Source organism: Flagellimonas algicola, from assembly GCF_005937185.1.
Classification (GTDB): Bacteria; Bacteroidota; Bacteroidia; order Flavobacteriales; family Flavobacteriaceae; genus Flagellimonas; species Flagellimonas algicola.
In genome coordinates this window covers 278,343-301,938 of the sequence record NZ_VCNI01000001.1, presented here as the reverse complement: position 1 = coordinate 301,938, position 23,596 = coordinate 278,343, and the positions used below count along the sequence as shown (strand labels likewise).

Annotated in this window: 18 protein-coding genes; 15 read left to right on the top strand and 3 right to left on the bottom strand. The window is 41.0% G+C overall.

Annotation, left to right across the window (positions count from 1 at the left end; all coding sequences use genetic code 11):
* Positions 1-145: 145 nt before the first annotated feature.
* The 15 genes from FGG15_RS01275 (at position 146) to FGG15_RS01205 (ending at position 16,026) form a co-directional block, all read left to right on the top strand.
* Entirely contained in the window at positions 146-1,363 is a 1,218-nt protein-coding gene (locus tag FGG15_RS01275) for a glycosyltransferase family 4 protein (protein WP_138832404.1), read from the top strand.
* 82 nt (positions 1,364-1,445) lie between these two features.
* On the top strand, positions 1,446-2,231 hold the full coding sequence (locus FGG15_RS01270) for a VOC family protein (protein ID WP_138832402.1): 786 nt from the start codon (positions 1,446-1,448) through the stop codon (positions 2,229-2,231).
* 304 nt (positions 2,232-2,535) lie between these two features.
* The gene (locus FGG15_RS01265; protein ID WP_138832400.1) at positions 2,536-3,147 is read left to right on the top strand and encodes a sugar transferase; all 612 of its coding nucleotides are present in this window, start codon (positions 2,536-2,538) and stop codon (positions 3,145-3,147) included.
* Positions 3,148-3,317: 170 nt separating this feature from the next.
* A complete protein-coding gene (locus FGG15_RS01260; protein WP_138832398.1) occupies positions 3,318-4,361 on the top strand; it encodes a GNAT family N-acetyltransferase in 1,044 nt (347 codons plus the stop codon).
* Between the two features lie 241 nt (positions 4,362-4,602).
* On the top strand, positions 4,603-5,268 hold the full coding sequence (locus tag FGG15_RS01255; protein ID WP_138832396.1) for an LbetaH domain-containing protein: 666 nt from the start codon (positions 4,603-4,605) through the stop codon (positions 5,266-5,268).
* Positions 5,269-5,884: 616 nt separating this feature from the next.
* Positions 5,885-6,331 carry a hypothetical protein gene (locus tag FGG15_RS01250; protein ID WP_237561715.1) on the top strand — a complete coding sequence of 149 codons (447 nt, stop codon included), beginning with the start codon at positions 5,885-5,887 and terminating at the stop codon, positions 6,329-6,331.
* Positions 6,332-6,575: 244 nt separating this feature from the next.
* On the top strand, positions 6,576-8,096 hold the full coding sequence (locus FGG15_RS01245; RefSeq protein WP_138832392.1) for an amino acid adenylation domain-containing protein: 1,521 nt from the start codon (positions 6,576-6,578) through the stop codon (positions 8,094-8,096).
* A 65-nt stretch (positions 8,097-8,161) separates the two neighbouring features.
* Positions 8,162-8,371, top strand: coding sequence for an acyl carrier protein (locus FGG15_RS01240; RefSeq protein ID WP_237561714.1), 210 nt, complete (start codon positions 8,162-8,164; stop codon positions 8,369-8,371).
* Entirely contained in the window at positions 8,368-9,435 is a 1,068-nt protein-coding gene (locus FGG15_RS01235) for a 3-oxoacyl-ACP synthase III family protein (RefSeq protein ID WP_138832388.1), read from the top strand. The genes FGG15_RS01240 and FGG15_RS01235 overlap by 4 nt, the downstream gene beginning before the upstream one ends.
* Before the next feature lie 6 nt (positions 9,436-9,441).
* A complete protein-coding gene (locus tag FGG15_RS01230) occupies positions 9,442-9,657 on the top strand; it encodes an acyl carrier protein (protein WP_138832386.1) in 216 nt (71 codons plus the stop codon).
* Positions 9,658-9,963: 306 nt separating this feature from the next.
* Positions 9,964-11,202, top strand: a complete 1,239-nt coding sequence (locus FGG15_RS01225) for a GNAT family N-acetyltransferase (protein ID WP_138832384.1) — start codon at positions 9,964-9,966, stop codon at positions 11,200-11,202.
* Positions 11,203-11,211: 9 nt separating this feature from the next.
* Positions 11,212-12,405 (top strand): GNAT family N-acetyltransferase, encoded by a 1,194-nt coding sequence (locus FGG15_RS01220; RefSeq protein ID WP_138832382.1) that lies wholly within the window; start codon positions 11,212-11,214, stop codon positions 12,403-12,405.
* 11 nt (positions 12,406-12,416) lie between these two features.
* Complete coding sequence (locus FGG15_RS01215) at positions 12,417-13,583, top strand: GNAT family N-acetyltransferase (protein ID WP_138832380.1); 1,167 nt, start codon at positions 12,417-12,419, stop codon at positions 13,581-13,583.
* A gap of 3 nt (positions 13,584-13,586) precedes the next feature.
* Positions 13,587-15,041, top strand: coding sequence for an MBOAT family O-acyltransferase (locus FGG15_RS01210; protein ID WP_138832378.1), 1,455 nt, complete (start codon positions 13,587-13,589; stop codon positions 15,039-15,041).
* Between the two features lie 4 nt (positions 15,042-15,045).
* Positions 15,046-16,026: a hypothetical protein gene (locus FGG15_RS01205; RefSeq protein WP_138832375.1), complete on the top strand. Its 981-nt coding sequence runs from the start codon at positions 15,046-15,048 to the stop codon at positions 16,024-16,026.
* Positions 16,027-16,238: 212 nt separating this feature from the next.
* On the opposite strand, the gene FGG15_RS01200 is transcribed toward FGG15_RS01205, so the two are convergent.
* The 3 genes from FGG15_RS01200 to FGG15_RS01190 are packed head-to-tail and all read right to left on the bottom strand — an operon-like array spanning position 16,239 to position 23,555.
* On the bottom strand, positions 16,239-17,174 hold the full coding sequence (locus FGG15_RS01200; protein ID WP_138832373.1) for a PorP/SprF family type IX secretion system membrane protein: 936 nt from the start codon (positions 17,172-17,174) through the stop codon (positions 16,239-16,241).
* A gap of 21 nt (positions 17,175-17,195) precedes the next feature.
* The gene (locus FGG15_RS01195) at positions 17,196-20,561 is read right to left on the bottom strand and encodes a gliding motility-associated C-terminal domain-containing protein (protein ID WP_138832371.1); all 3,366 of its coding nucleotides are present in this window, start codon (positions 20,559-20,561) and stop codon (positions 17,196-17,198) included.
* A gap of 48 nt (positions 20,562-20,609) precedes the next feature.
* Positions 20,610-23,555, bottom strand: a complete 2,946-nt coding sequence (locus FGG15_RS01190) for a T9SS type A sorting domain-containing protein (protein WP_138832369.1) — start codon at positions 23,553-23,555, stop codon at positions 20,610-20,612.
* Positions 23,556-23,596: the final 41 nt, after the last annotated feature.

Here is a 23,596-nt window from a genome sequence, read left to right as displayed (position 1 = left end):
CATATTTTATGGCAATTAGGCATGAGACAAGTAATATGTAATACATGCCAGCGTTAAGGTTAAAGATTTTGTCTTTATTTTAAAACCAAAGAAATTCCAAACGCTCAAAAAAGAGCAATACGATTATTGAATAACGTAACGATTAATGAAAATACTTTACATACACCAATACTTCGCAACACCAAAAGAACCAGGAGGCACCCGATCGTATTGGATAAGTCGCAAGCTTATAGAAGAGGGGCATCAAGTTACTATGTTGGCCACCTCCAGTAAAATAGATTCAAAAATCAAAAGGATCAACATTGATGGGATAGATGTCATCTATTTAAAGGTACCCTACAGTCAGTACATGAGTATTTTTAAAAGATTGCTCTCCTTTGTCAGCTTTATGCTCAAATCGGCCAGAATGGCCCTTAAGGAAAAAAATGTGGATTTGGTCATTGCCACCTCCACTCCCCTAACCATAGGTTTTCCAGCGCTGGTGGTCAAAAAATTCAAAAAAACCCCATTCCTTTTTGAGGTTAGGGATCTATGGCCCGAAGTACCAATTCAAATGGGCGGATTGAACAACAAACTTCTGATCAAGTTGGCATTGTGGTTCGAAAAGACCATTTATGTAAATGCAGAACATGTTGTTGCCCTTTCCCCTGGAATGGAAGATGGTGTGATAAAAAGAGGGATTTCTCCAGAAAAAGTATCCATGATTCCCAACATGTCCAAGATAGATGTCTATTGGAATCGGGAAAAGAACAATGCATTTTGCATGGAATTGGGATTAAATCCCAATTCGTTCAAAACTGTGTATTTCGGATCTATGGGATTGGCCAATGGAATGGATTTTATAATTGAGGGAATTAAAAATTTAAAAGACAATCCAGAAATAGAATTTCTTTTCATGGGAGGCGGGGCCACAGAACCCATACTCAAGGCGAAATGTGATCAACTGGGAATACAGAATGCACATTTTCTAGGTGGTTTTGGCTTAAAGGAACTATCAGAAATTGTGAATTTATGCGATGTTTCCATGGTAACCTTTGCTGATATTCCAATCTTGGCCACCAATTCCCCAAACAAACTTTTTGATTCTTTATCTGCCGGAAAGCCCATAATTGTCAACTCACCCGGTTGGACCAAGGACATGGTCGAAAAATATGAGTGCGGGGTTTTTGTGGATCCAAAAAATCCAGAGGATTTAGCCAACCAGATCACTTTTTTAAAGGATAATCCAGAGGTTTGCAAAAAAATGGGATTGAATGCCCGAAATCTGGCCGAAACCAAGTATGATAAATCTATTTTGTGCAAAGAATTTGCCGAAGTAGTCAATTCTGTTTCGGAAAACATCCAGAGCCAGCATTCCAAATGAGCTTAAAAAGTTCCACTTCTATGTTCATGGACATCCGTAAGCAGAGAACGGCTTTTTCCAACCAATACTAAAAGAACTCAGCATGAATAAGGCAAATTTTCATCATATCCATCTAAACGTCTCGGATATAAATAAGAGTTTAGCATTCTACGAGAAATATTTTGGTGCCAAAAGAATCATATACAGAGGAAAATCGGATGCCTTGTTTACCGAAAAGTCATTTCTATTGCTGGATGAGGTCAAAGTAGCCCCTGAAACACATGATGGGACCAGTTTATGGCACATTGGATGGTCTGGAGTAGACGGACCTTCTGAGTTTGATTGGCGGGTCAAGGAGGGTATAGAAGTACATACCCCCATAAATCCATTGAACGATAGCCATTGGATGTACTTTTTTGGTCCTGACAAGGAGATCGTGGAGGTGTTTACAGGCAATAAAAACCATACGTTTGAACATATTCATCTATTGGCCACCGATGTTGACGAAACCATGTATTGGTTTGAATCCCATTTGGGCCTGGCTCCGGAGTATGAAAGTGCACAGACCTGGGCAACCGGTTTGTTTAAATGGAATAGACTATATGTGGGCAATATCAACATTACCGTAAACGGTAAGCCTGTGGAGGAAAGAACGTGGTTTCCATCAGAATTCAGGCTTACAGATGGAACCTCTCTTGACCACCTTGCATTTTCTTTTGAAAACATCGATCCCGTATTTGAACAAATGGTGTCTTCCAAAGTTGAAATAGTGAGGGGAATTGAGACAGATCAGATACAGGGACTAAAGAGCTTCTTTGTTAGAGGCCCCAATCAATTGCTCATTGAGGTAGTTGAAGAGAAACCTATTCCAGAAGGTATTTGGCTTTAGTTTTCAAGTGGTTGGAATTGAATTTTCTATCAGATTTGAACCGGAAATAGGCTTCAATCGTTAAATAAATAGGGAATGTGGAGAAATTCCATGAGCGGTAGCAAAAAAATGTCATTTTTTGGTTTTAGCTTTCGTTCATCCAAAGGATTTAGCATTTTGGCTAATATTTGGTTTGGTTGGTACAGGAACAATTTTTTTCCTATTTCTTTGTGCCTGAAAAAACCAATTTTTAAGACTTTTAATTCCAAAAATCCAAAATCTTGGAAGTATTATAAAGAGATATTACTAAAAAGATGCATTCATTATGTACAGAAAGTTTTTTAAAAGAGTACTAGACTTTTCAATATCACTTATAGCGTTGATTGTATTTTCACCGGTCATTATTACCTTGATCGTTCTATTGATGTTTGCCAATAAAGGCAAGCCTTTTTTCTTTCAACAGAGACCAGGTAAGGACGAGAAAATATTTACTATTATAAAGTTCAAGACGCTAAGGGATCCAAAGGACAAGGACAGCGAATTGGAAGATCAGGCTGATCGTGTTACGAAAGTTGGTGCGTTTGTCCGAAACCATTCTTTGGATGAATTGATGCAACTGGTAAACGTATTGAAGGGAGACATGTCCATAGTTGGGCCAAGGCCGCTATTGACCATTTATCTTCCCCTATATAATAAAGAACAGGCGCGAAGACACCAGGTAAAACCAGGAATAACAGGTTGGGCTCAGGTAAATGGCCGAAACATGTTGTCTTGGGAAGAAAAGTTTGAGCATGATGTGTGGTATGTGGACAACCTTAGTTTTGGTACCGATGTAAAAATTTTACTTAAAACCGTTCAAAAGGTATTCCAATCCAGCGATGTCTATACCGAAAAACAGGAAGACGCTTGGGCCGCTTGGGGTGGAAACGCCAGCTAATTGCTATACCCTATTTGAACGCATGAAATTAGGCTTTGACTTCAAAAGATCGGCTGAAAAAATGGGAATATGGATTAATGAATTTTGTTGTCAAAGGTTGTATGGAATTTCAAACCAATACCTTTATTAGGGACCGAACTTAATACCAATCGAAAGACCAAATTCTTAGGATGATTGAAATCGTAAAGGAGAAGAAAAAATGGGATGCTCTTGTAAAAGGATGTGATTCCGCTGATTTTTATCACACCTATGACTATCATTATGCGTCCAAAGTAAACGGTGAGGAACCTGTTTTGATTCATTATCATGATACGAACAGGACCATTCTTTTACCTTTGCTCTTTCGAGATATCGAATATTCCCAATACAAGGATGCGACCTCCGTATACGGATATCCTGGACCCATTACCAAAAATGTAACTTCGGAATGTGATTTCAGTGATTTTAGAAAAGAGATTCAGGATTTGTTCGAACAACAAAATATTGTTTCCATTTTTTCTAGACTGAACTCCTTTATTCCCAATCAAGAACAATGTTTGTTCCATTTGGGACAAACTGAAACCTTGGGCAGGGTGGTTTACATTGATCTCACCAAAACCTTGGAAGAACAGTGGGGAAATTATTTTAAAAGATTAAGAACCTACATCAACAAATCGAGATCCATTTATACCATAAGGCATTCCGAAACGGATTCTGACTTAGATACTTTTATCTCTTTATACCATGAAAACATGGTGCGGGTCAATGCAAATAAGGAATATCTATTTGACAAAAAGTATTTTCTCGATTTGTTAAACAGTCCTAATTTTGATACGGATTTGATACTTGCAATCGAAAACGAAACTGGTAAGATTGCAGGGGGGGCTCTTTTCACCAAAAAAGATGCTTATATCCAATATCATCTTTCAGGTACCAGTGAGAAATATCTTCATTTAAACCCCGTAAAATTATTGATAGATGAAATGAGAATCCGTGGGACACGGGAGAATTATCTTTATTTCAATCTTGGTGGCGGGGTTGGTAGCAAAGAAGATTCTTTGTTCTATTTCAAATCTGGGTTCTCAAAGGATACCTTTCCTTTTAGAGTTTGGAAGTATACAGTTAACAAGGAAATCTATCAGGAGCTGGTAAAACAAAAAAACGGCCTTATGTATTGTGATAATTTGGATCTGAGATTTTTCCCGCAATATAGGGCGAGCGTAGTACACAAATAATGAAGTTGTAAAAGTTCCATGCCTTATTATTCTGAAGACAGAACACGCGAGTAAATCATCAAAACAAGAACAAACGGTGCCGAAGTGAATCTTTTAGATGACTATAGCAATACATTAAATTAAACAAATAGGGCAAATTTGATTCATAGAAAATACATAATTTCGCTATGAGCAATAAAACACCCCCGCTTAAATCAAAAAAATAGAAAAGGTCAAGTCCGACCATACTAATACAGATACAATGAGAAACATTATCATTTTAGGAACTGGGGGTTGCGCCTCTGAGGTTACATTCTATATAGAAGACCACAATACAAAAGTACCTGAAGAAGAAAAAATCAATATTCTAGGTTATATAGATTATGCGGAGCACGTAAAAGACCATTACGAAAAATACAACTTTTCAGCTCCAGTCCTGTGCGATATAGATGCCTATGAGCCCAAAGAAGATGAAGAAGTATTGATTGCCGTAATGAGTATTCCTTTTAGGCAAGAGATGATCAAGGCTTTGAAGGCCAAAAACGCAAAGATTGGAAGCTTTATCCACCATAGTGTGGTAATGGCAAAGGAATTGAGTATTGGTGAGGGAAACATCGTCTTTCCATTTTGTATCCTTGAAAAATATGCCACCATAGGAAGTTACAATCTTCTTACCTCCTACTGTTTTATTAGTCATGATTGTGTGGTGGGAGACAATAACTTCTTTTCGGTCGCCGGTGTAGCTGGATCTGTAAAAGTGGGCAATAACAACCAATTTGGACTACGCTCTTTGGTAATTCCAGGCATTGAAGTGGGCAACAACAATGTGATTCAAGCGGGAATGATCGTGGACAAAAATGTAAAGGATGACACCACGGTTTTCTATCGTTTTAAGGAAAAAGTGATGGCCATACCAAAGGTGGGCTAGATTAAGGCATCAAAGGTTTCATTGATCCCGATTAAGATCAGCCGCTTGACATGTTTGAATGGGATTTTCATGGGTTGTTTGTTTTGTTAACAGTCAGTTGGAGGTTGATTCTATTTAAAAGAAACCCCATTTATCATATGCGATTATCTATCAAATGTAATCCAATGAAACAAAGGTTATTCCGATTGAAAACCCAAATATGAAGGGCTTCCTTTCAACTCCGAAATATGCACATCATTCCAGTTGGATTTCAAAAACAATTTGGGCTTTTGCCATTTTAGGAGGATGGTCGATACTTTTAAGGATTTCAACTGAAAAAAAATAGGTTGTCAGGAAGATGTATTTTTTTTGTAATGGTTTGGGAACCAATTCAGAGATTATCGAAAAGTGATTTCGAAAGCAAAGAATGAAACTCAGCTATATGGATCCTTTGAATAAATTCCTACAAGCAGACCCATCAAGGTTTACAAAAACACGACTGGTTTGTAAGAACAACGAAATAACAATAATAATAGTAGACAAATCGTTCTAGCTGTTTAATTTTTAAAATAAATATTATATAACCCAAAACAACATTTCTATTATGAAAGAAGAATATCTGAAAAGTGTACAGACGATGGATGACATCATAAAAACCTCCTATGCATGTATAGGCGGGGAGCCAGGAGAGCCCAGAGATTGGGATTTCTACAGGTTTCTATTCCATCCTGAGGGCAAATTGATCAGTTATGAAAACGATTCAAATGGTAATATGAGGCCTCAGTTCTTGTCTTGTAATGAATATATTGAAAGAATTGGGAAGTGGATGGAAACTACTAGAAAGACCGGTTTCTATGAAACAGAAATTGGACGGGTAGAAGAAACTTACGGTAACATCGCACACGTAGTGAGTACTTGCGAGTCTTTCCACAGTAAAGAGGACATGGCTGCTGGTAAATCTTACGTGAGAAACGTACACAGCATTCAATTGGCTTACTATCAGGAAAGATGGTGGATTCTAAGTATGTACTGGCAAAGAGCCACTCCAGAATTCCCAATTCCAGAAAGGTACTTGAAGTTCTAAAATTCGGTTACTGACTGTTTTAACTAGCTGTTCAAAGGCACCGTTCCGGTGTCTTTGAATAGTCAAGTTTCCAGATACATTTTGTCACCCCCAAATTTGTTAATCAGTAGAAAAGTAAGCAATCGGAATTCAACTAAGTTTGGCAACAAGTGCAAAGCCCATCCTTTCAACAATTGTGTTCAGCTATGGAATGGTTTTCTTGTCGCCACAGATTTCAACCTTTTTATGTGTTTAGCGTACCATTATGATAAAAATTAACCTAATTGAATACTTCGAAAGTACCGTTGATCAATTCCCAAACAAATTAGCGGTTGTAGATGGTACTTCTCAATTAACTTTCAAGGAGTTAACCCAACGTGCAAAACTTATTGCCACCCATATAGCGAAAAAAAGTGATGCTATAAACAGCCCTGTGGCCATCTATTTGCCGAAAACCAATGATGCGATAGCTTCGTTTTTGGGAACCATGTACAGTGGCAATTGCTATACCCCACTGGACACCAAAAATCCAGCTCCGAGAATCGAGGCCATTTTAAAAGCATTAAAGCCCTCATGCATCATCACAAACAATAAGTTCTTAGCCAACCTTCAGAAATGTGATCTGGACGTAGACATCATCAATCTGGATGAGTTGGATGGCAATGAGAAGGTAAACGAAAGTTACAATTACAAAAAATGTGTGGATACCGATCCTGCCTATATTCTGCATACCTCGGGATCTACCGGTGTCCCTAAAGGTGTGGTTATATCACATCTATCCATAATCGATTATATCAACTGGGTCGCCGACACTTTTGACATAACCGAAAACGAAAAAATCGGGAATCAGACTCCATTTATCTTTGATATGTCCACCTTGGATATTTATCTCATGATATTTAGGGGTGCAACACTTTACATCATTCCCGAACATAAATTTATTTTCCCCGCCACCTTGTTGGATTACATCAACGAACATGAAATCAACTTCATTTTCTGGGTGCCGGCGGTCTTGGTCAATATTGCCAATCTTAAACTCTTGGATACAAACAAGATCCCTACTGTAAAAAAGGTGTTGTTTGGTGGAGAGGTAATGCCTCCCAAACACTTGAGTTATTGGATAAAAAGCTTGGAAAGAAAGATTGTTTATGGCAATATGTACGGCCCAACCGAAATAACAGGCACCTGTGTTTATCACATTGTTGATGATTCCTTCAATGAAGACGAGTCCTTACCTATTGGCATACCATGCAGGAATACCGATATCCTTGTATTGAATGACAAGGAGGAGCTTTGCAAAGTAGGTGAGCAAGGGGAATTATGTGTAAGGGGATCCTCCCTGGCCTTGGGATATTGGAATAATTTTGAGAAAACCAATACGGTTTTTGTCCAAAACCCGTTAAATAAGTCAGTACCTGAAAGAATCTACAGGACTGGCGATATTGTCTTTTTAAACGAAAAAGGAGAATATATCTATATCGGAAGAAAGGATTTTCAAATCAAGCTATCCGGATATAGAATCGATCTAGGGGAAATAGAACATTATATTTTAAGTGTATTCGATACCATCAACGCCGGCGTATTTTTCGATAAGGCGAAGGAGGAAATTGTTTTGGTATACGAATCGGAAACGGAAATACCTGTCAAGGATTTTAGAATAAAACTGATGGAGGTATTGTCCAAACATATGATACCTACCAGGTACATTAAAATGGATGTGTTGCCCAAGTCAACCACTGGTAAAATTGACAGGGCCTTGTTAAATAAACAAATTAATAACATTTAGGGTATCCTAAAAAGATGCCATAACTAACAATACGGTTCAATTTGAAGGAAAAAATTATAACATTCTTGACGGAAATCAGACCAGAATTCGATTTTTCTGAAAGCAGCAACTTCATTGAAGAAGGCATGTTGGACTCATTTGATATAGTGAGTTTGGTTGCTTCCCTGGATGAGGAATTCGAAATTTCAATTGATGGTACTGAAATATTGCCTGAAAACTTTTCAAGTGTTGAAGGTATTATTCAATTGCTTAATAAAAACGGTGTTACGGAATGAACCTAAAATTTCGAAATAAGAAAATTACCGGGATTCTTACAGTTTTGCCGGAGAATGAAGTCAATTTTGATGATGAAATTGACAACTATGACTTTTCGCGAGCGCAATCCATGAAACTTAAATTGATCATGGGTTATGGCAAACGAAGGGTTGTAAAAGAGGGTACAGCGGTATCCGATTTATGCATTTATGGCATGAATTACCTTTTTGACAAAGGACTTTTAAAAAAGGAAGATATTGATGGTATTGTATTGGTTACCCAATCCCCGGATCATTTTGTTCCTGCTACCAGTCACATTATCCAAGGAAAACTTGGTTTAAAACAGGATATGATGCTGTTGGACATTAACCAAGCGTGTTCTGGATATCCCGTTGGTCTTAACCAGGCCTTTATGCTGTTAGATCAGGAAGAGGTGAACAAAGTAGTCCTCCTGAATGCCGATATGATGAGTTCCAAGGTTTCTGCCAAGGATAGAGGTAGCCGCCCATTGACTGGCGATGCAGCTTCCATTACAATCGTAGAAAAAGATTCCAATGACAGTACCATTTACGGAACCATTAACGTTGATGGAACAGGCGCAGAGTCTTTGATCATACCCGCGGGTGGATTCAAAATGCCATCCACACCGGAGACTGCCAAACTGCAAACGGACAAAAACGGAAATTCCAGAGCCTTGGACCATTTGGTCATGAAGGGTGATGACGTCTTTAATTTTGTTCAAAAACAGGTGCCTCCAATGATCGATAATTTGTTGTCAAAGGCAAATTGCGACAAAGACGATGTGGACTATTACCTATTCCATCAGCCCAATAAGTTTATGCTAAAGAAATTGGCTGATAAAATGGGAGTACCCCATGATAAAATGCCGCACAATGTTGTTGAAAACTTTGGAAATGCTAGCGGCGTTAGCGTCCCTACCGCCATTACTTTCAATTTAGCCGATAAACTATTGACGGAATCGTTTTTGGTTTGTATTGCAGGATTTGGTGCTGGTTTAAGCTGGGCTTCCCTGCTAATGAAATTGGAAAAGCTCGATTTTTGTGAAATGATTGATTATAAATAACAACAAATGGAAAATTTTGAAACTTCAATTGCTGAATTGTTGGAAGAGGAGGCTGTAGGTCTAAGCGATGAACTTCAATCTTTTGAAGCTTGGGACTCATTGACTGTTTTGTCCATTATTGCCTTCTGTGATTCAGAATATAGCGTACCATTGTCTGCCGAAGAAATCGAAGGATCAGGTACAGTATCAGGGTTAAAAGAGCTGGTAGAAAGTAAAATGTGATGCTTTCCTCAGTGAGGAGGTCACCCATCCAACCAATTGGCGGAAATCGTGCAGTGCCTCACCAATGGAAAATTGTATGGATAGCTGACCAAATCAAACGGTTCTAACAGATAGCCCACATATATTGATTTTGGTAGTTACCTTTTGTTAGTTACATAAAGTCATTTTCCCCAAAGACGTGTACAACCGCTATACTTGGTGCCTGGTCACAACCAAAGGTAAAGTGCAATCAATGGAGAAAAGCAATAACAAAAAAAGGTGTCTAGCATGTTGTTTCTAAAATGACGCGCAGCGTAATACTACAAAATGATCAAATCCAACCCATTCAATTCAACCACTTTTCTGTCTTTCTGGTCCAAGCATTTCTTGGGGGACAAGAAGGCCAGCACTTTCAATTTTGCCAAAAACCTTTCATTTTACGAGTCCAAGATTCCCGGTCTGCACATCAATGCAGGTAAAAATTTGACCAAAGGGGTACACTACGAGTTCGACCCAAAAAGCGGAAAAGAAGAAAAGGGCAAAACCTTCCTTATTTACGACGTAATTGATTTTGCCACTCCAAAGGAGAATATCAAAAACAGTCCTTTGGGTCTATATTCGGTGAAACAATATCCCGGATTTCTAATAGAATTAGGTGATTACAACTCCTTGGATGACTATATGTCCAAGACTTTCAAAAAAAGTAGCCGCTATAAACTGCGTAAATACAAAAAAAGGCTTGAGGAGTCTTTTCATATTTCCTTCAAAGCCCATTGTGGTGAAATGTCAAAAGAGGAATACGATGCCATTTTTGATAGTTTCCGAAACCTTTTGGAGAAACGCTTTGGGGAAAAACAAATATCCAACAATAACCTAGATCCCGAAGAATGGAACTTTTACAAAGACGTAGCCTATCCCATGATTTTGGAGAAAAAGGCCATACTATTTGTCCTGTACAATAACAATGAGCCTATTAGCGTAACCTTGGGTTACCTATCTGACAATCGGGTTTTTGATGCCATTACGGTTTTTGACATTGATTATGCAAAGTTTCATTTGGGAAGCATCAAAATCATGAACCTGATTGACTGGTGCACAAAAAACGATTGGGATATCCTTGATTTCTCCAAGGGATATTTCGACTACAAAACACGCTGGTCCAACAAAAAATTCGATTTCCACTATCACATTGTATACGATAAAAGCTCATTTAAATCTAGAGTTTTGGCCTATACCCTAAAAAGCCTGTTTGCATTGAAACAATACTTAAGGGAGAAAAAACTCAATGAAACCTTGCATCGATTTACCTATGCTTTGAAAAACAAGAAAAAGGAAAGTTTGGATTACCAATTTTTGGAGGTGGATGATAGACATACCCAAAAAGAATTGGCTCCTATAGATTTTAATTTATCGGAGCACAGCTCCCTAAAAGGGATTTGCTATGAGTTTTTATATCTCCATCAAGAACATTTGGAAAATCTAAACGTATTTATGATGGACGAAACGGACAAGACCTTCCTTTTGGTTGGCCAAAACAAGAAAATAGGAGTAAAACTAAACGTATAGTAAAGAGGTATGGGAATTGTCAAAATCTCCAATTACAATTTTACCTTTTGCCTGTTCAAAGAACAGCATGTTCCACCTATTTATCACACGATACACAATACCCGCACAGGGCAAAATTATGTAAGCCCCAAATCCAACTCCTCCAAAGCTTGGTTATCTAGAATTACAGAAATACGATGCATTCCCGAGTATCTAAATCCTGTCCCACACACTCTTGACAATCGCCTGAAAATCTTAAAACTTAACAGAATCAAGGGGTTTTATATCGATCTCACCGGATTCTCGTCCGTCACGGACTATATGAATTCAAAGATGGGCTCCAAGCAACGAAGTCGATTAAAAAGTAGGATGAAAAGGCTTGAGTCCTGCTTTGATATCAGCTACCAAGTATACTTTGGAGAGATAGAAAAAAACACGTATGAGGAGTTGTTCCACAACATGCAGGAACTTATTAAGCGTCGTTTTGATCAGATAAATAGAGAATTCAATCAAGCTGGAAAACTAAAAGCGCTTAAAAAAAGAGGCTTTGACTTGATTTTGGATAAAAAAGCTTCTTTTCATGTTATTTATGATGGCGCTCGACCCATTGATATTTGCCTTAATTTTCATTTTCAGGACATCCTAAATGGTGCCATTAGGTCCTACGATATTGATTACGCCAAATTTGGACTGGGACATATAGACATTACCAAACATGTGGAATGGTGTTTGGAACACAACTATGGCATTCTTGACTTTATGTGGGGGGACCAATCGTACAAATACGATTGGTGCAATAATGTAGCCTTTCTTGGGCATCATATTTACTATAATCCTAAATCTTTGGTGCATCGATTGATTGTCCCATTAAGAGTTTTGACCTATCGATTTAAGGATTACAAGGAGGTTAAAAAGGTGGAAAAGCAAAAAAGAGCAGCACTAAGCCGAACAGCCCACAAATCCAAGCCTACCGAAAGACCCGAAATCCAGGAAATTGATCTTCAGAACAAAACTGATGCAACCCTGAGCGAACCCTATAAGGAGGTAAACATTCATACAGCGACCTACTTTTGGCTTAAGCCCTTGGTTTTCAATTTTCAATATCAACATCGGGATCATTCAACGGACATCACGGTAAGGGAGTTAACCAATCTTTCAAATACGTACCTTGTGTTGGGAAAAAATAAAGGCATCATAGTCCTAAGGTCAAGCATAGAAGCGTAACCAACTATTTTATGAAAAAAGAAAGTGTATCGCTATTTACTGACCTATTCATAAAACAAGAGCCTATTTCCCAGGTTTATTCCAATATTGAGCTCTCGGACGGGCAAGGCAACAACCTTGTTGATCATTCAAATACCTCGGATAAAAACAAAAATATCTATTCCTTTTCTCATGTACCGGACCATCTTAAAATCAATGTTTTTGATTCAGAGAGTTTGACGGAAAGAATTTTCCCCACGGTCAAGGGTCACGCAATTCGATTGGATGATTATTCCAGTGCAGACGCTTATTTACGACATCAAAACAAAAAGCAGCGCGAAAACATTAACCGTGCCCGCCGTAGACTGGAAACCTGTTTTGATATACAATACAAGTTGTTCCATCACCAAATCGAGGAAACAGAATACCAATTTTTAATGGACCGCTTAAGATCCATGATTGTGCAAAGGTTTGAGCAGCGGGGACAGAAAAGTAGCACCCTGGCCATCTGGGATAAAGTATATGCCACTTCCTTTGATCTTATTAATCAGGGAAAGGCTTCATTGTTTGTCGTATATGACAAGGATTTACCCATAGCTTTCTCATTTAACTATATCTATGATCGGTTGTTGTTTGGCTACATTTCCTCCTATGATTTGGACTATGGCAAATTTAGCCTTGGCCAAATAGTAATCTATAAATTGTTGGAATGGTGCATGGACAACCAGTTTATCCAATATGATATGGGTTGGGGCGATTTGGACTATAAAAAGTGGTGGTGCAATACTAGCTACCGGTTTAATCATCACTTTTATTACCCAAAGTACTCCATTCCCGGATTTTTGTATGCCCAATTCAAGGGCAACAGATCTAGGATTTTGGCGTTTCTAATAGCTAAGGGAGTCAATACCCAGGTGAACAAAATCAAGAGAAAATTGAAGGGACAACCTATGAAGCCCCATTTGGGTCCACAGCACAGGTTTAAAGATGTGGATTCCTCTCAAACAGAGGCAATGGAAGAGATTAAAGTGCATCACGAACAGCTATCAGTTAGCAAAAAAGTGATTAACGATTTTCTTTTTACGACCCAGGAACATTCAGATGATGTGTCTCTCTATTATTCGGCCGCCAAGAACCAATACATTTTAAAGGGCAAAAAGAAAACAAAATCAATCCTATTCAATCCAACAAACCACTAGTACATGTTGTTTAATTCCATTGAGTATCTGCTATTTCTCCCTGCAGTCTTTTCCCTGTATTGGTTTGTATTCAAAAAAAATGTAGTTGTACAGAATATTTTCCTCATTGGCGCCAGTTACCTCTTTTATGGTTGGTGGGATTGGCGGTTTCTGTTGCTGATTTTTCTGAGTACCGTCGTGGATTTTTTTGTTGGACAAAAGATTTACCAGAATATCGATGTCAAAAAGAAAGCCAGGTATTGGTTATGGGTCAGTATGGCCTTCAACATTGGAATGCTAGGTTTTTTTAAGTACAGTAATTTCTTTGTGGATTCCTTTATTGACCTGTTCCACACCTTGGGTTATGACATTAAAAGCACGTGGACGCTCAAGGTTATTCTACCGGTGGGTATCTCATTCTATACCTTCCAAACCATGTCCTACTCTTTTGACATTTATTATAAAAAACTAAAGCCAACCAGGAACTTTATCGCGTTTACGGCCTTTGTATCTTTCTTTCCACAATTGGTCGCCGGCCCAATTGAAAGGGCTTCCAATCTGTTGTCTCAAATAACGAATAGTCGGGTTTTTAATTATGCGCAAGCCAGTAGCGGTTTAAAACTCATTTTGTGGGGTCTTTTCAAGAAAATGGTCATAGCCGACTCTTTAGCTCCGCTCGTGGATGATATTTTTGCCAATTATGGCACCTACTCTGCCTCTACCTTGATCATGGGGGTGTGTTTTTTTAGTTTCCAGGTTTATGGGGATTTTAGCGGGTATTCGGATATCGCAATCGGAACCGCTAAGCTCTTCGGGATTGAGCTCATGTCCAATTTTAAGTTTCCCAATTTCTCAAGAAATGTGGCGGAATATTGGCAGCGATGGCACGTTTCACTATCCACTTGGTTCAGGCACTATCTATATATACCGATGGGTGGGTCCCGTGTAAGTAAGCTTAAGTCCGTAAGGAATATCATCGTCATCTTTGTAATCAGTGGATTCTGGCACGGTGCCAATTGGACCTTTATCTTTTGGGGAGCGCTACATGCCGTATTCTATATTCCTGTTTTCTTAATGGGAAGAAACCGAATGTATGCACATAATGTGGTTGGTGAAAACAGGCTCTTCCCTACTCCATTTGAAATTTTCCAGGTGCTTTTGACCTTTGCATTGGTCACTTTTTCCCGGATTTTCTTTAGATCGCCCACCTTGACGGATTCCTTTCAATATATCGACCAAATTATCAACAACTTTACCTATGAATCCTACGTCAACCCTATGGGGTATAGGATGATGGACTATTATGTGTTGTTGGCATTTTTTGTAATTTATGAATATCTGATTCGAAAAGACGAACGCAGTCCGTTCAAATTTAAATCCAAAACGGTGCGGTTTTTATTATATACTATAATTGTATTGGCTATGCTCCTTTTCTATGATGATGGGGTGAACCGTTCATTTATCTATTTCCAATTCTAGCGGTATGAAGAAGTTGGTGCTAAAATTATTGTTATACATATTTCTGATTCTTCTGCTATTGGAAATCATGGTAAGAGCCTTTCATTTATATGCCGAAGATCCACCGCGATTTATTGATGATTTGGGTGTGGAAAAGCGTGTACCTGGCTATCGGGGCTATTCGGTTACCGGAAATCGCAATCAAAATTTCTCTGAGTTCAACATCAACAAAGCTGGGTTTAACTCCCACAGGGAATTTACCCCCTCCAAGGAAAAATATGAAATTGCATTGATTGGGGATTCGTTCATTGAAGGGTTCCATCAGGATTTTGACAACTCAATAGCAGTTAAGATAGAAGCACAACTGGATGATACCGAAGTTTATCAATACGGCTATGCAGGTTATGATCTGGCCAACCAAATGCATCTCATCTATGCTTACAAAGAACAATTTGCCCTTACTGATGAAATTATCCTATATCTAAACTATCAAAGTGATCTTTACCGCGGTTCGTATGAACCCAATGTGGGGCGAATCAAAAAGTTGTCGTCAACCATTTTTAAGGTAAGGGATAACATTAAGCTGCTTTCCTATGGTTCCAAAATTGGAGTCATTGAGCCCATCAAAAACTTGTTGACCGGACGATCTCTGGATGACAACCCCGACCAACGATTCCAGGAGCATTTGGAGAAACTGGAGCATCAAGAAACCCCGGAAACCCAAAAGGAGTTTTTGGACAACTTTAAAAGCCTTGTACACCTCTATGGTTATGATAAATGCAAGACTACCCTTTTGCTGGACTCCAGAAAAACCAGCGATTCATTTTTAAAGTTTTGTAGGGAAAACAATTTTAAGTACATCGATTTTGCGCCTACTTTTGAGCATTCGGAAGAACCGGAAACGCTCATTTATGATCGGCATTGGAACAATCACGGGAGGGACTTGATTGCCAAGGTTATTTCAGATTATTTTAAAACATTGGACAAAACCCAGGATTGCGAGTAGAGCTGTAATAGAATCCTTAAACGCTTGGCTTTGAACCGCTCGAAGGTTTATTTTACCCTTAAAAGTTATGGGAACAAAAAATGGACTAATACCAAGGCTTATCCAGCCTTAAATTTAGATTTTCTCCAATACTTGATTAGCAAGTAATATCAAGTAGGAAAAGAAAAAGCCTTGTTGGGAGAGGTTTTCCCAACAAAGCAAGGGGCCGTTTTTTAATAAAAACGGCCGCTTACGTTTCTTCTATTAATCCTGTTGATGAAGTCATATCTCAGAAAAACTTCGAATGACCCATCATTAAATTGTGTACTTCCCAAGGTAGATGTTTCCACATCATATGCTAGTCCCACGAGAAACTTTTCGGCAAACTTAACACCGAAAAGGGCGCTTACTGCGGAGTCCAAGCGATATGCTGCTCCAAACGAGAATTTATCGTTAAAGGTCATATTGGCTGTCAAATCCACTTGAACAGGCCCTCCACTTACAGCTCTAACCAAAAATCCTGGCTGTAACACAAGGTTTTGGTTAATTTCATATCTGTATCCTGAAATCAAGTAATACGTCATTCTATCCTTGGCCAAGAAGGAAGTCCCATCGGAGGAATTATCAAAATGCTCAGTTTCTAACAAACTTGGCACTGACACGCCCGCAAAGAACTTCTCTTGGTAGTAATACACCCCAAGTCCCACATTTGGTGAGAACTTGCTATCAATGTTGGGTAAATTGGGTTCTACACCATAGTTTACGAGTTGGGTGAAATCCACGTTCATCAAGTCTCCGCCAACATTCAAACCAAATGCCAAACTGCCTTCCCGGGAAGCTGGAATGGTATATGAAAATGCGAAATCAAAACTGGTTTGCTGTACGGTTCCTTCTCCTATGTCGTCATTGACTACGGACAGCCCAGCCCCGAGTCGTTCAGTCAGGGGACTCTCTATACTCACTGTTTGTGTTTTTGGAGCTCCATCCAGGCCAATCCATTGTGACCTGTGCAATGCCGAAACACTTAAGACGTTTCCAGCACCAGCAAAGGCTGGATTAACCACAATAGTGTTTAGCATATAGTGCGTATACTGTGGATCTTGCTGGGCATTGGCCATATTGACAATCCCCAAGGCTGCGATTAACGTAATTATTATGGACTTTTTCATTGTAAGTTTTTCTTAAGTTTTTTATTGGTTAATGTACAAGTATCCAGAAGCGTTTCTAGATCGACCTTCATCTATATAATTTATTACATAGAAGTATACTCCTGCCGGTAGTACATTTCCTTTGTTAAGCGAAGCTCCAGTATTCGCAATTCCTGCAAAAGCGTTGGAATTGTTGTCATAGTTATCCGTTCTGAAAACCGTGGCTCCCCATCGGTTAACGATTTCCACACTGTTATTGGCAAACAATTCAATGTTCTCAATTCTGAATACATCGTTGATGCCATCTCCATCTGGAGTCAAAATGGAATTCCCGATTTCAACACCGCAAATAGTTCCTTGTGGAGGTGTTCCACCCTCGGAATCGCATGGATCCAATGGATCAGTACCATCTGCCACTTCCTGGCCATCCTCAATGGTATCCCCATCGGTATCAGGATTGTCTGGGTCTGTTCCCATATCGGCTTCATCTTGGTCACTAAGACCGTCATTATCTCTATCACAGAACGTTTCTGGAAGTGGTGTACCTCCAATAGAATCGCAATCATCAAAAGGATTGGTCCCATCCGTAACTTCCTGACCGTCATTGATCGTATCACCATCCGTATCGGCGTTGTAAATCTCTGTTCCAAGGGTAACCTCTTCACTATTGGTTAGACCATCGCTATCACAATCAGCGGCTGCCCAAATAGGGTTGGCAGCATCATATCCCGTATAACCAGGAGATTGTACTGGGTCACAGGAATCGTTAGGGTCTGATCCATTATTTACTTCTGCATCGTCAAGAATTCCATCACCATCAGTATCGGGGGAAGCCTCATAGGGGTCGGTTCCATTGGTAACCTCATCTCCATTTGTTACTCCATCACTGTCGCAATCCGCGGCTGCCCAAGTCGCGTTGGCAGCATCATATCCGGTATAACCCGGAGCTTGAACTGGATCGCACGGATCCGCAGCATCTGTTCCGTTGTTAACCTCGTTATCGTCATCAATTCCATCACCATCTGTATCAACCATTGAATAAGGATCTGTTCCATTTGTAACCTCCAAGCCATTTGTAAGGCCATCGCTGTCACAGTCTGCAGCTGCCCATATCGCATTGGTGGCATCATAACCTGTGTAGCCTGCGGCTTGCACCGGAAGGCATGGGTCTATTGCTTCTGCTGGAGTGGCCTCCACATCGTCTGTAGTGCCATCACCATCGGTATCGCCATTGTACGGGTCCGTACCGTTGGTATCCTCATCGCCATTCAATACGGTATCGCCGTCACAGTCAGCAGCAGCCCATACGGCATTGGTGGCATCATATCCGGTATAACCGGCAGCCTGGGCCGGTAAACAAGGGTCAATCGCTTCTGCCGGGGTGGTTTCTGCATCATCGGTAACGCCGTCACCATCGGTATCTCCATTATACGGATCTGTTCCATTTGTATCCTCATCGCCATTCAATACGGTATCTCCGTCACAGTCAGCAGCTGCCCAAATAGCATTGGTGCCATCGTAACCGGCATACCCAGCTGCTCGGACAGGTAAACAGGGATCCAGAGCCTCGGCTGGTGTTGCCTCAGCACCATCTCCAGTGCCGTCACCATCTGTATCAGCAACATAAGGGTCGGTTCCGTTGGTGTCCTCTTCACCATTCAACACCGTATCGCTGTCACAATCCCCAGCTGCCCATATGGCATTAGTAGCGTCGTAACCGGTGTAACCCGCTGGTTGAACTGGAAGGCATGGATCTATGGCTTCGGCCGGAGTGGCCTCCACATCATCATTGGTGCCATCACCATCGGTATCTACATTATAAGGATCGGTGCCGTTAGTATCTTCATCCCCATTCAGAATTGTATCAGCGTCACAGTCAGCGGCTGCCCAAATGGCATTTGTTGCATCATATCCCGTATAACCTGCCGCTTGCACCGGAAGGCAGGGGTCTAATGCTTCGGCCGGAGTAGTCTCTGCACCATCAGATGTGCCATCACCATCAGTGTCTGCATTATAGGGATCCGTTCCGTTGGTATCCTCATCACCGTTTAACACGGTGTCACCATCACAGTCTCCAGCAGCCCAAAGTGCATTGGTGGCATCATAACCCGTATAACCAGCTGGTTGAACTGGAAGACATGGGTCTATGGCCTCCGCCGGAGTGGCCTCTGCATCGTCACTGGTACCATCACCATCGGTATCTACATTATAAGGATCGGTACCATTAGTGTCTTCGTCCCCGTTCAATATGGTATCAGCATCACAATCAGCAGCAGCCCATATGGCATTACTGGCATCGTAACCTGTATAACCCGCGACTTGTACAGGTAAGCATGGGTTCAATGAATTTACTCCGTCTGTTACGTTTATTACACCATCTCCATCATCATCGCATTCATCTGAGGTGACAGCAGCATTGGTACTGCTCACATCAGCCTGACCAGCACCAGCAACGGTTGGAATACCATTTAAATCTACAGTATCACCCAAGCTATCATCTGCATCCACATCGGCCAAGGTGAATCCACCATCTCCTTCCAAGGCGTCAACACAAGTATCTCCATCACTATCCGTATCAAAATGATCAGCCAACGTATCAACATCAAAATCCCTATAGGCGCAATCCCACGTCATGTCTGAAATCAGGAATGCCATAGCTTGGGCACTGGTACTCACTTCTGTGGTCAAAAATGAGAAAACCACCCGGTCAACCGCCTTGCCCAATGTGAAATTAACGTCACCAATATCGGTGTTCCCAGCAACAAGTGAGTTACCTTCAAAAACCCCACCGCCAAGATCGTCAACGGCACTACCAAAAGTATAGTCAGTGGGATCCAACGTAAGTGCAGTCCCCTCCTTGAAAATGCTGACCGTCAATCGTTCTGTGTAAGGATTACCAGCTGGGGCCTCTAAAGTTGTACGTTTGTCGATGTCCACAGCACTAAAGGAAAGTCCCGTGACTGGACGATCAAACCTTATCTCATAAACTATCGGACTATCGTCTAACTCTCCAATCAGAGACTGGAGCAACAGGCCGTCGGTACCATTGAAAGTCTGAGTGTTGGCATTGTAGTTTACCACTGTAACAAAATCTGTATTCGAATTGTCGGCTGTGACTACAGTGCCATCAATGGTCGTGCTGGCAACGGAGGAAAAGTCATCTTCAGGGTCGCCACCCGTCCATACAGGAGGAGTGCCCCATACCAAAGCCGAACCCCCAACAGGGCAATCGTACTCATCAACATCCAGAATCCCGTCATTGTCATCATCAAAATCCGCACCGTTCAGGACCCCATCCCCGTCAAAATCCTCATTGTCTGCCGTTTGAGCAAAAGCACTTGAGCTTATCAAAAACATTAGAAAGGTCAATAAAGTAATCCCTTTCCCTTTTAAAATTGAATGAATCATCTGGTTATCTATTTATCATTTTTTCGTTAGTTCTTTAAATTTGTTCTATCACCTTTTAACGACCTTATAGTGGGTCAGTGAATTTATGGTGGTCACCGTCAAAAAGTAAATTCCTTGAGACAGTGATGAGATATTCGTTTTCACAAAACCATTTGCATCTGTTTCCAGATTATGGTTCGCAACCAGCGCTCCATGTATGTCGAAAACGCTTAGTTGTACTTTTTCAAAACTTTCACCCCCCACATACACGTTCAAATCGGTTTCATCTACAGGATTTGGATATACATAGCCCTTTAATCCAAGAATGATCAACTTTTCATAAATACCTTGACAGTCTTCCTCTGTACTGATCCTAACTTCGTTCTCATTCCTGTTAAGATTCAATGTGATATCACTCTCCGTCGTTTTAAAGATTTCTCCATTAAGTTCCACTGTATATAGGTCCGACCCTGATAATTTTAATTCAACCTGATTCTCGGCAGTGACTGCACTTAAATTAACACTTAAGGGTTCATTGCCCGGAACTTGAAGGGTATAACACTGTTCAAAATTGAAGGCACCTACTATGGTAAGGCACAATCCATAAGTTCCTGAAGGTAAATTCCCAAACTCCAAGTTTTGGGTAAATTGCTCGCTTTCAAGCTCGGTTCCCGCATCATTCGTTAGGACAGCATTATAATTCAAAGTAGCTTTCGCGCTTATTTCAATACTACCATTTTCGCTCCCTATGCAGGACTCCCCGGTAATTTTAACCTCGAAATTATCGGCATCCAAGGGAATGGTACATCCGTCTTCATCCACTATAGCACCTAGTGCCGTGTCATTACATTGGTCATCCTGATTGGATACTCCATCGTTATCCATATCATCATCACAGCTATCCCCAATTCCATCCTGATCAAAATCTTCTTGTTCCGGATTAGCCGTTGTAGGACAATTGTCGTCTCCATCCGCAATTCCATCATTGTCCATATCATCATTGGAGGTGAACTCATAAGGGTCGGTCCCGTTGGTGACCTCTTCATCATTGCTCATCCCGTCGCCATCGCAATCTGCTGCTTGCCATATCATATTGGAAGCAACGTATCCGGTATATCCAGCACTCTGTAATGGGTCACAAGGATCGTTCAAATCCGTTCCGTTGTTGGTCTCATTGTCATCGTCAATACCGTCACCATCCGTATCTCCGGAAACTTGATAAGGGTCGGTTCCGTTGGAGTCCTCAACCCCGTTACTCACCCCATCTCCGTCACAGTCAGCGGCACTCCAGATGCCGTTGGCGGCGTTGTATCCGGTATATCCAGCACTCTGTACCGGATCACAGGGATTGTTCAAATCCGTTCCATTGTTGGTCTCGTTGTCATCCTCTATGCCATCGCCATCGGTATCACCAGAAACTTGGTAGGGATCCGTCCCGTTTGTGTCCTCATTACCGTTGCTCACGCCATCTCCGTCACAGTCAGCGGCACTCCAGATGCCATTGGTGACATTGTATCCGGTGTATCCAGCACTCTGTACTGGATCACAAGGGTTGTTCAAATCCGTCCCATTGTTGGTCTCGTTGTCATCGTCTATGCCATCGCCATCGGTATCACCAGAAACTTGGTAGGGGTCTGTTCCGTTTGTGTCCTCATTCCCATTGCTCACCCCATCTCCGTCACAGTCTGCGGCACCCCAGACGCCGTTGGTGGCATCATATCCAGAATATCCAGCACTCTGTATCGGGGCACAAGGGTTGTTCAAATCCGTTCCATCATTGGTCTCGTTATCATTGTCAATGCCATCCCCATCGGTATCGTCTGAAACTTGGTAGGGGTCGGTTCCGTTTGTGTCCTCATCCCCATTGCTAACTCCATCTCCATCGCAATCCGCGGTACTCCAAGTACCATTGGAAACATCATAACCAGTATAACCAGCTGCCTGTACAGGGAGGCAAGGGTCAAGCGCCTCCGCCGGACTTGCTTCTAGATTGTCAGTAACACCATCACCATCGGTATCATCATTAACCGTTATGATAGCCGTATCTGTATAGCCACCGTCATCCGTGGTAACGGTAATTGTTGCCGTACCTGACGAAAGGGTGTTTACTAGCCCATTGGTTACCGTTGCCACCGCTAAATTATCACTGCTCCATGTTACCGTTTGATTGGTAGCATTATTTGGAATCAGGGTTGCGATTAATGTAACAGAATCCCCTGTGGTTAAGCTTTCTGCATTTGAAGACAAGCTTACCCCCGTAACGGCAATGTTTGAGGTCAAAGGGGCAGGAACAGCTCCACCATTCACCCAATATGCAGCTCTTCCACTCATGAAATCAGATAGTAGTGTGCGTCCTGGCACTGAAGGATGAACACCATCGAAACCTGGCCCACCTATATCAAAATAAGTAGTATAATTTTGATGGGTGAAATTGTATAAGTCTACTATGGGATTGCCGTCTATATTAATCTGTGAAGGCGTATTCGCCAGTATTTTCGGAATCAAAATTTCTTGATTGTACGGCAAACTACCCAACTCCTGATTATTGGCGATGTCCTCAGCAATGGAATAGGTTCTAAAAGTAATGGGCATCAGGATGACATCCTCTTTTCGTGTTTGTCCAATCGCGGTAATCAGTGCATCGTAGTCATCACTGATACTTTGAAGCTCCGCAGGGGTGGCCGTACTGTGAGGCCTAGTAGCGCTAACATTGTTACCCCCAATGTGAATCATAAACAAGGTATTGGCAGTATAAGTGCTCATGGCCGTTTGCACCTCAGTAATTATCCCATTTATATCTGAACCACTAAAACCGTAGCCATATACATCGACATTCACACCATTTGCCTGCCATTCAGCAGTTCTGGTGGCATTAGGATTGTTTAAATCCTGCCCAAAAGTCTGTTCAACAATAGAGGCACCAATGATAACGACCTTGTCATATTGGCCAAAGACCGATGATGAGATAATAAAGGTAAGTAGCAGTAAGAATTTACCAATTACTTGCTTTTTCATGTCTTGTTTAGTGTTCTTGTCGGCCAACCATCCGGAGTAAA

Bases quoted from the DNA above. Each gene is read 5' to 3' on its own strand.
- FGG15_RS01215 (WP_138832380.1), top strand. From the start codon at position 12,417: ATGAAAAAAGAAAGTGTATCGCTATTTACTGACCTATTCATAAAACAA.
- FGG15_RS01190 (WP_138832369.1), bottom strand. From the start codon at position 23,555: ATGAAAAAGCAAGTAATTGGTAAATTCTTACTGCTACTTACCTTTATT.
- FGG15_RS01255 (WP_138832396.1), top strand. From the start codon at position 4,603: ATGAGAAACATTATCATTTTAGGAACTGGGGGTTGCGCCTCTGAGGTT.
- FGG15_RS01235 (WP_138832388.1), top strand. From the start codon at position 8,368: ATGAACCTAAAATTTCGAAATAAGAAAATTACCGGGATTCTTACAGTT.
- FGG15_RS01225 (WP_138832384.1), top strand. From the start codon at position 9,964: ATGATCAAATCCAACCCATTCAATTCAACCACTTTTCTGTCTTTCTGG.
- FGG15_RS01245 (WP_138832392.1), top strand. From the start codon at position 6,576: ATGATAAAAATTAACCTAATTGAATACTTCGAAAGTACCGTTGATCAA.
- FGG15_RS01210 (WP_138832378.1), top strand. From the start codon at position 13,587: ATGTTGTTTAATTCCATTGAGTATCTGCTATTTCTCCCTGCAGTCTTT.
- FGG15_RS01270 (WP_138832402.1), top strand. From the start codon at position 1,446: ATGAATAAGGCAAATTTTCATCATATCCATCTAAACGTCTCGGATATA.
- FGG15_RS01220 (WP_138832382.1), top strand. From the start codon at position 11,212: ATGGGAATTGTCAAAATCTCCAATTACAATTTTACCTTTTGCCTGTTC.
- FGG15_RS01195 (WP_138832371.1), bottom strand. From the start codon at position 20,561: ATGATTCATTCAATTTTAAAAGGGAAAGGGATTACTTTATTGACCTTT.
- FGG15_RS01275 (WP_138832404.1), top strand. From the start codon at position 146: ATGAAAATACTTTACATACACCAATACTTCGCAACACCAAAAGAACCA.
- FGG15_RS01200 (WP_138832373.1), bottom strand. From the start codon at position 17,174: ATGAAAAAGTCCATAATAATTACGTTAATCGCAGCCTTGGGGATTGTC.
- FGG15_RS01205 (WP_138832375.1), top strand. From the start codon at position 15,046: ATGAAGAAGTTGGTGCTAAAATTATTGTTATACATATTTCTGATTCTT.
- FGG15_RS01260 (WP_138832398.1), top strand. From the start codon at position 3,318: ATGATTGAAATCGTAAAGGAGAAGAAAAAATGGGATGCTCTTGTAAAA.
- FGG15_RS01230 (WP_138832386.1), top strand. From the start codon at position 9,442: ATGGAAAATTTTGAAACTTCAATTGCTGAATTGTTGGAAGAGGAGGCT.
- FGG15_RS01250 (WP_237561715.1), top strand. From the start codon at position 5,885: ATGGATGACATCATAAAAACCTCCTATGCATGTATAGGCGGGGAGCCA.
- FGG15_RS01265 (WP_138832400.1), top strand. From the start codon at position 2,536: ATGTACAGAAAGTTTTTTAAAAGAGTACTAGACTTTTCAATATCACTT.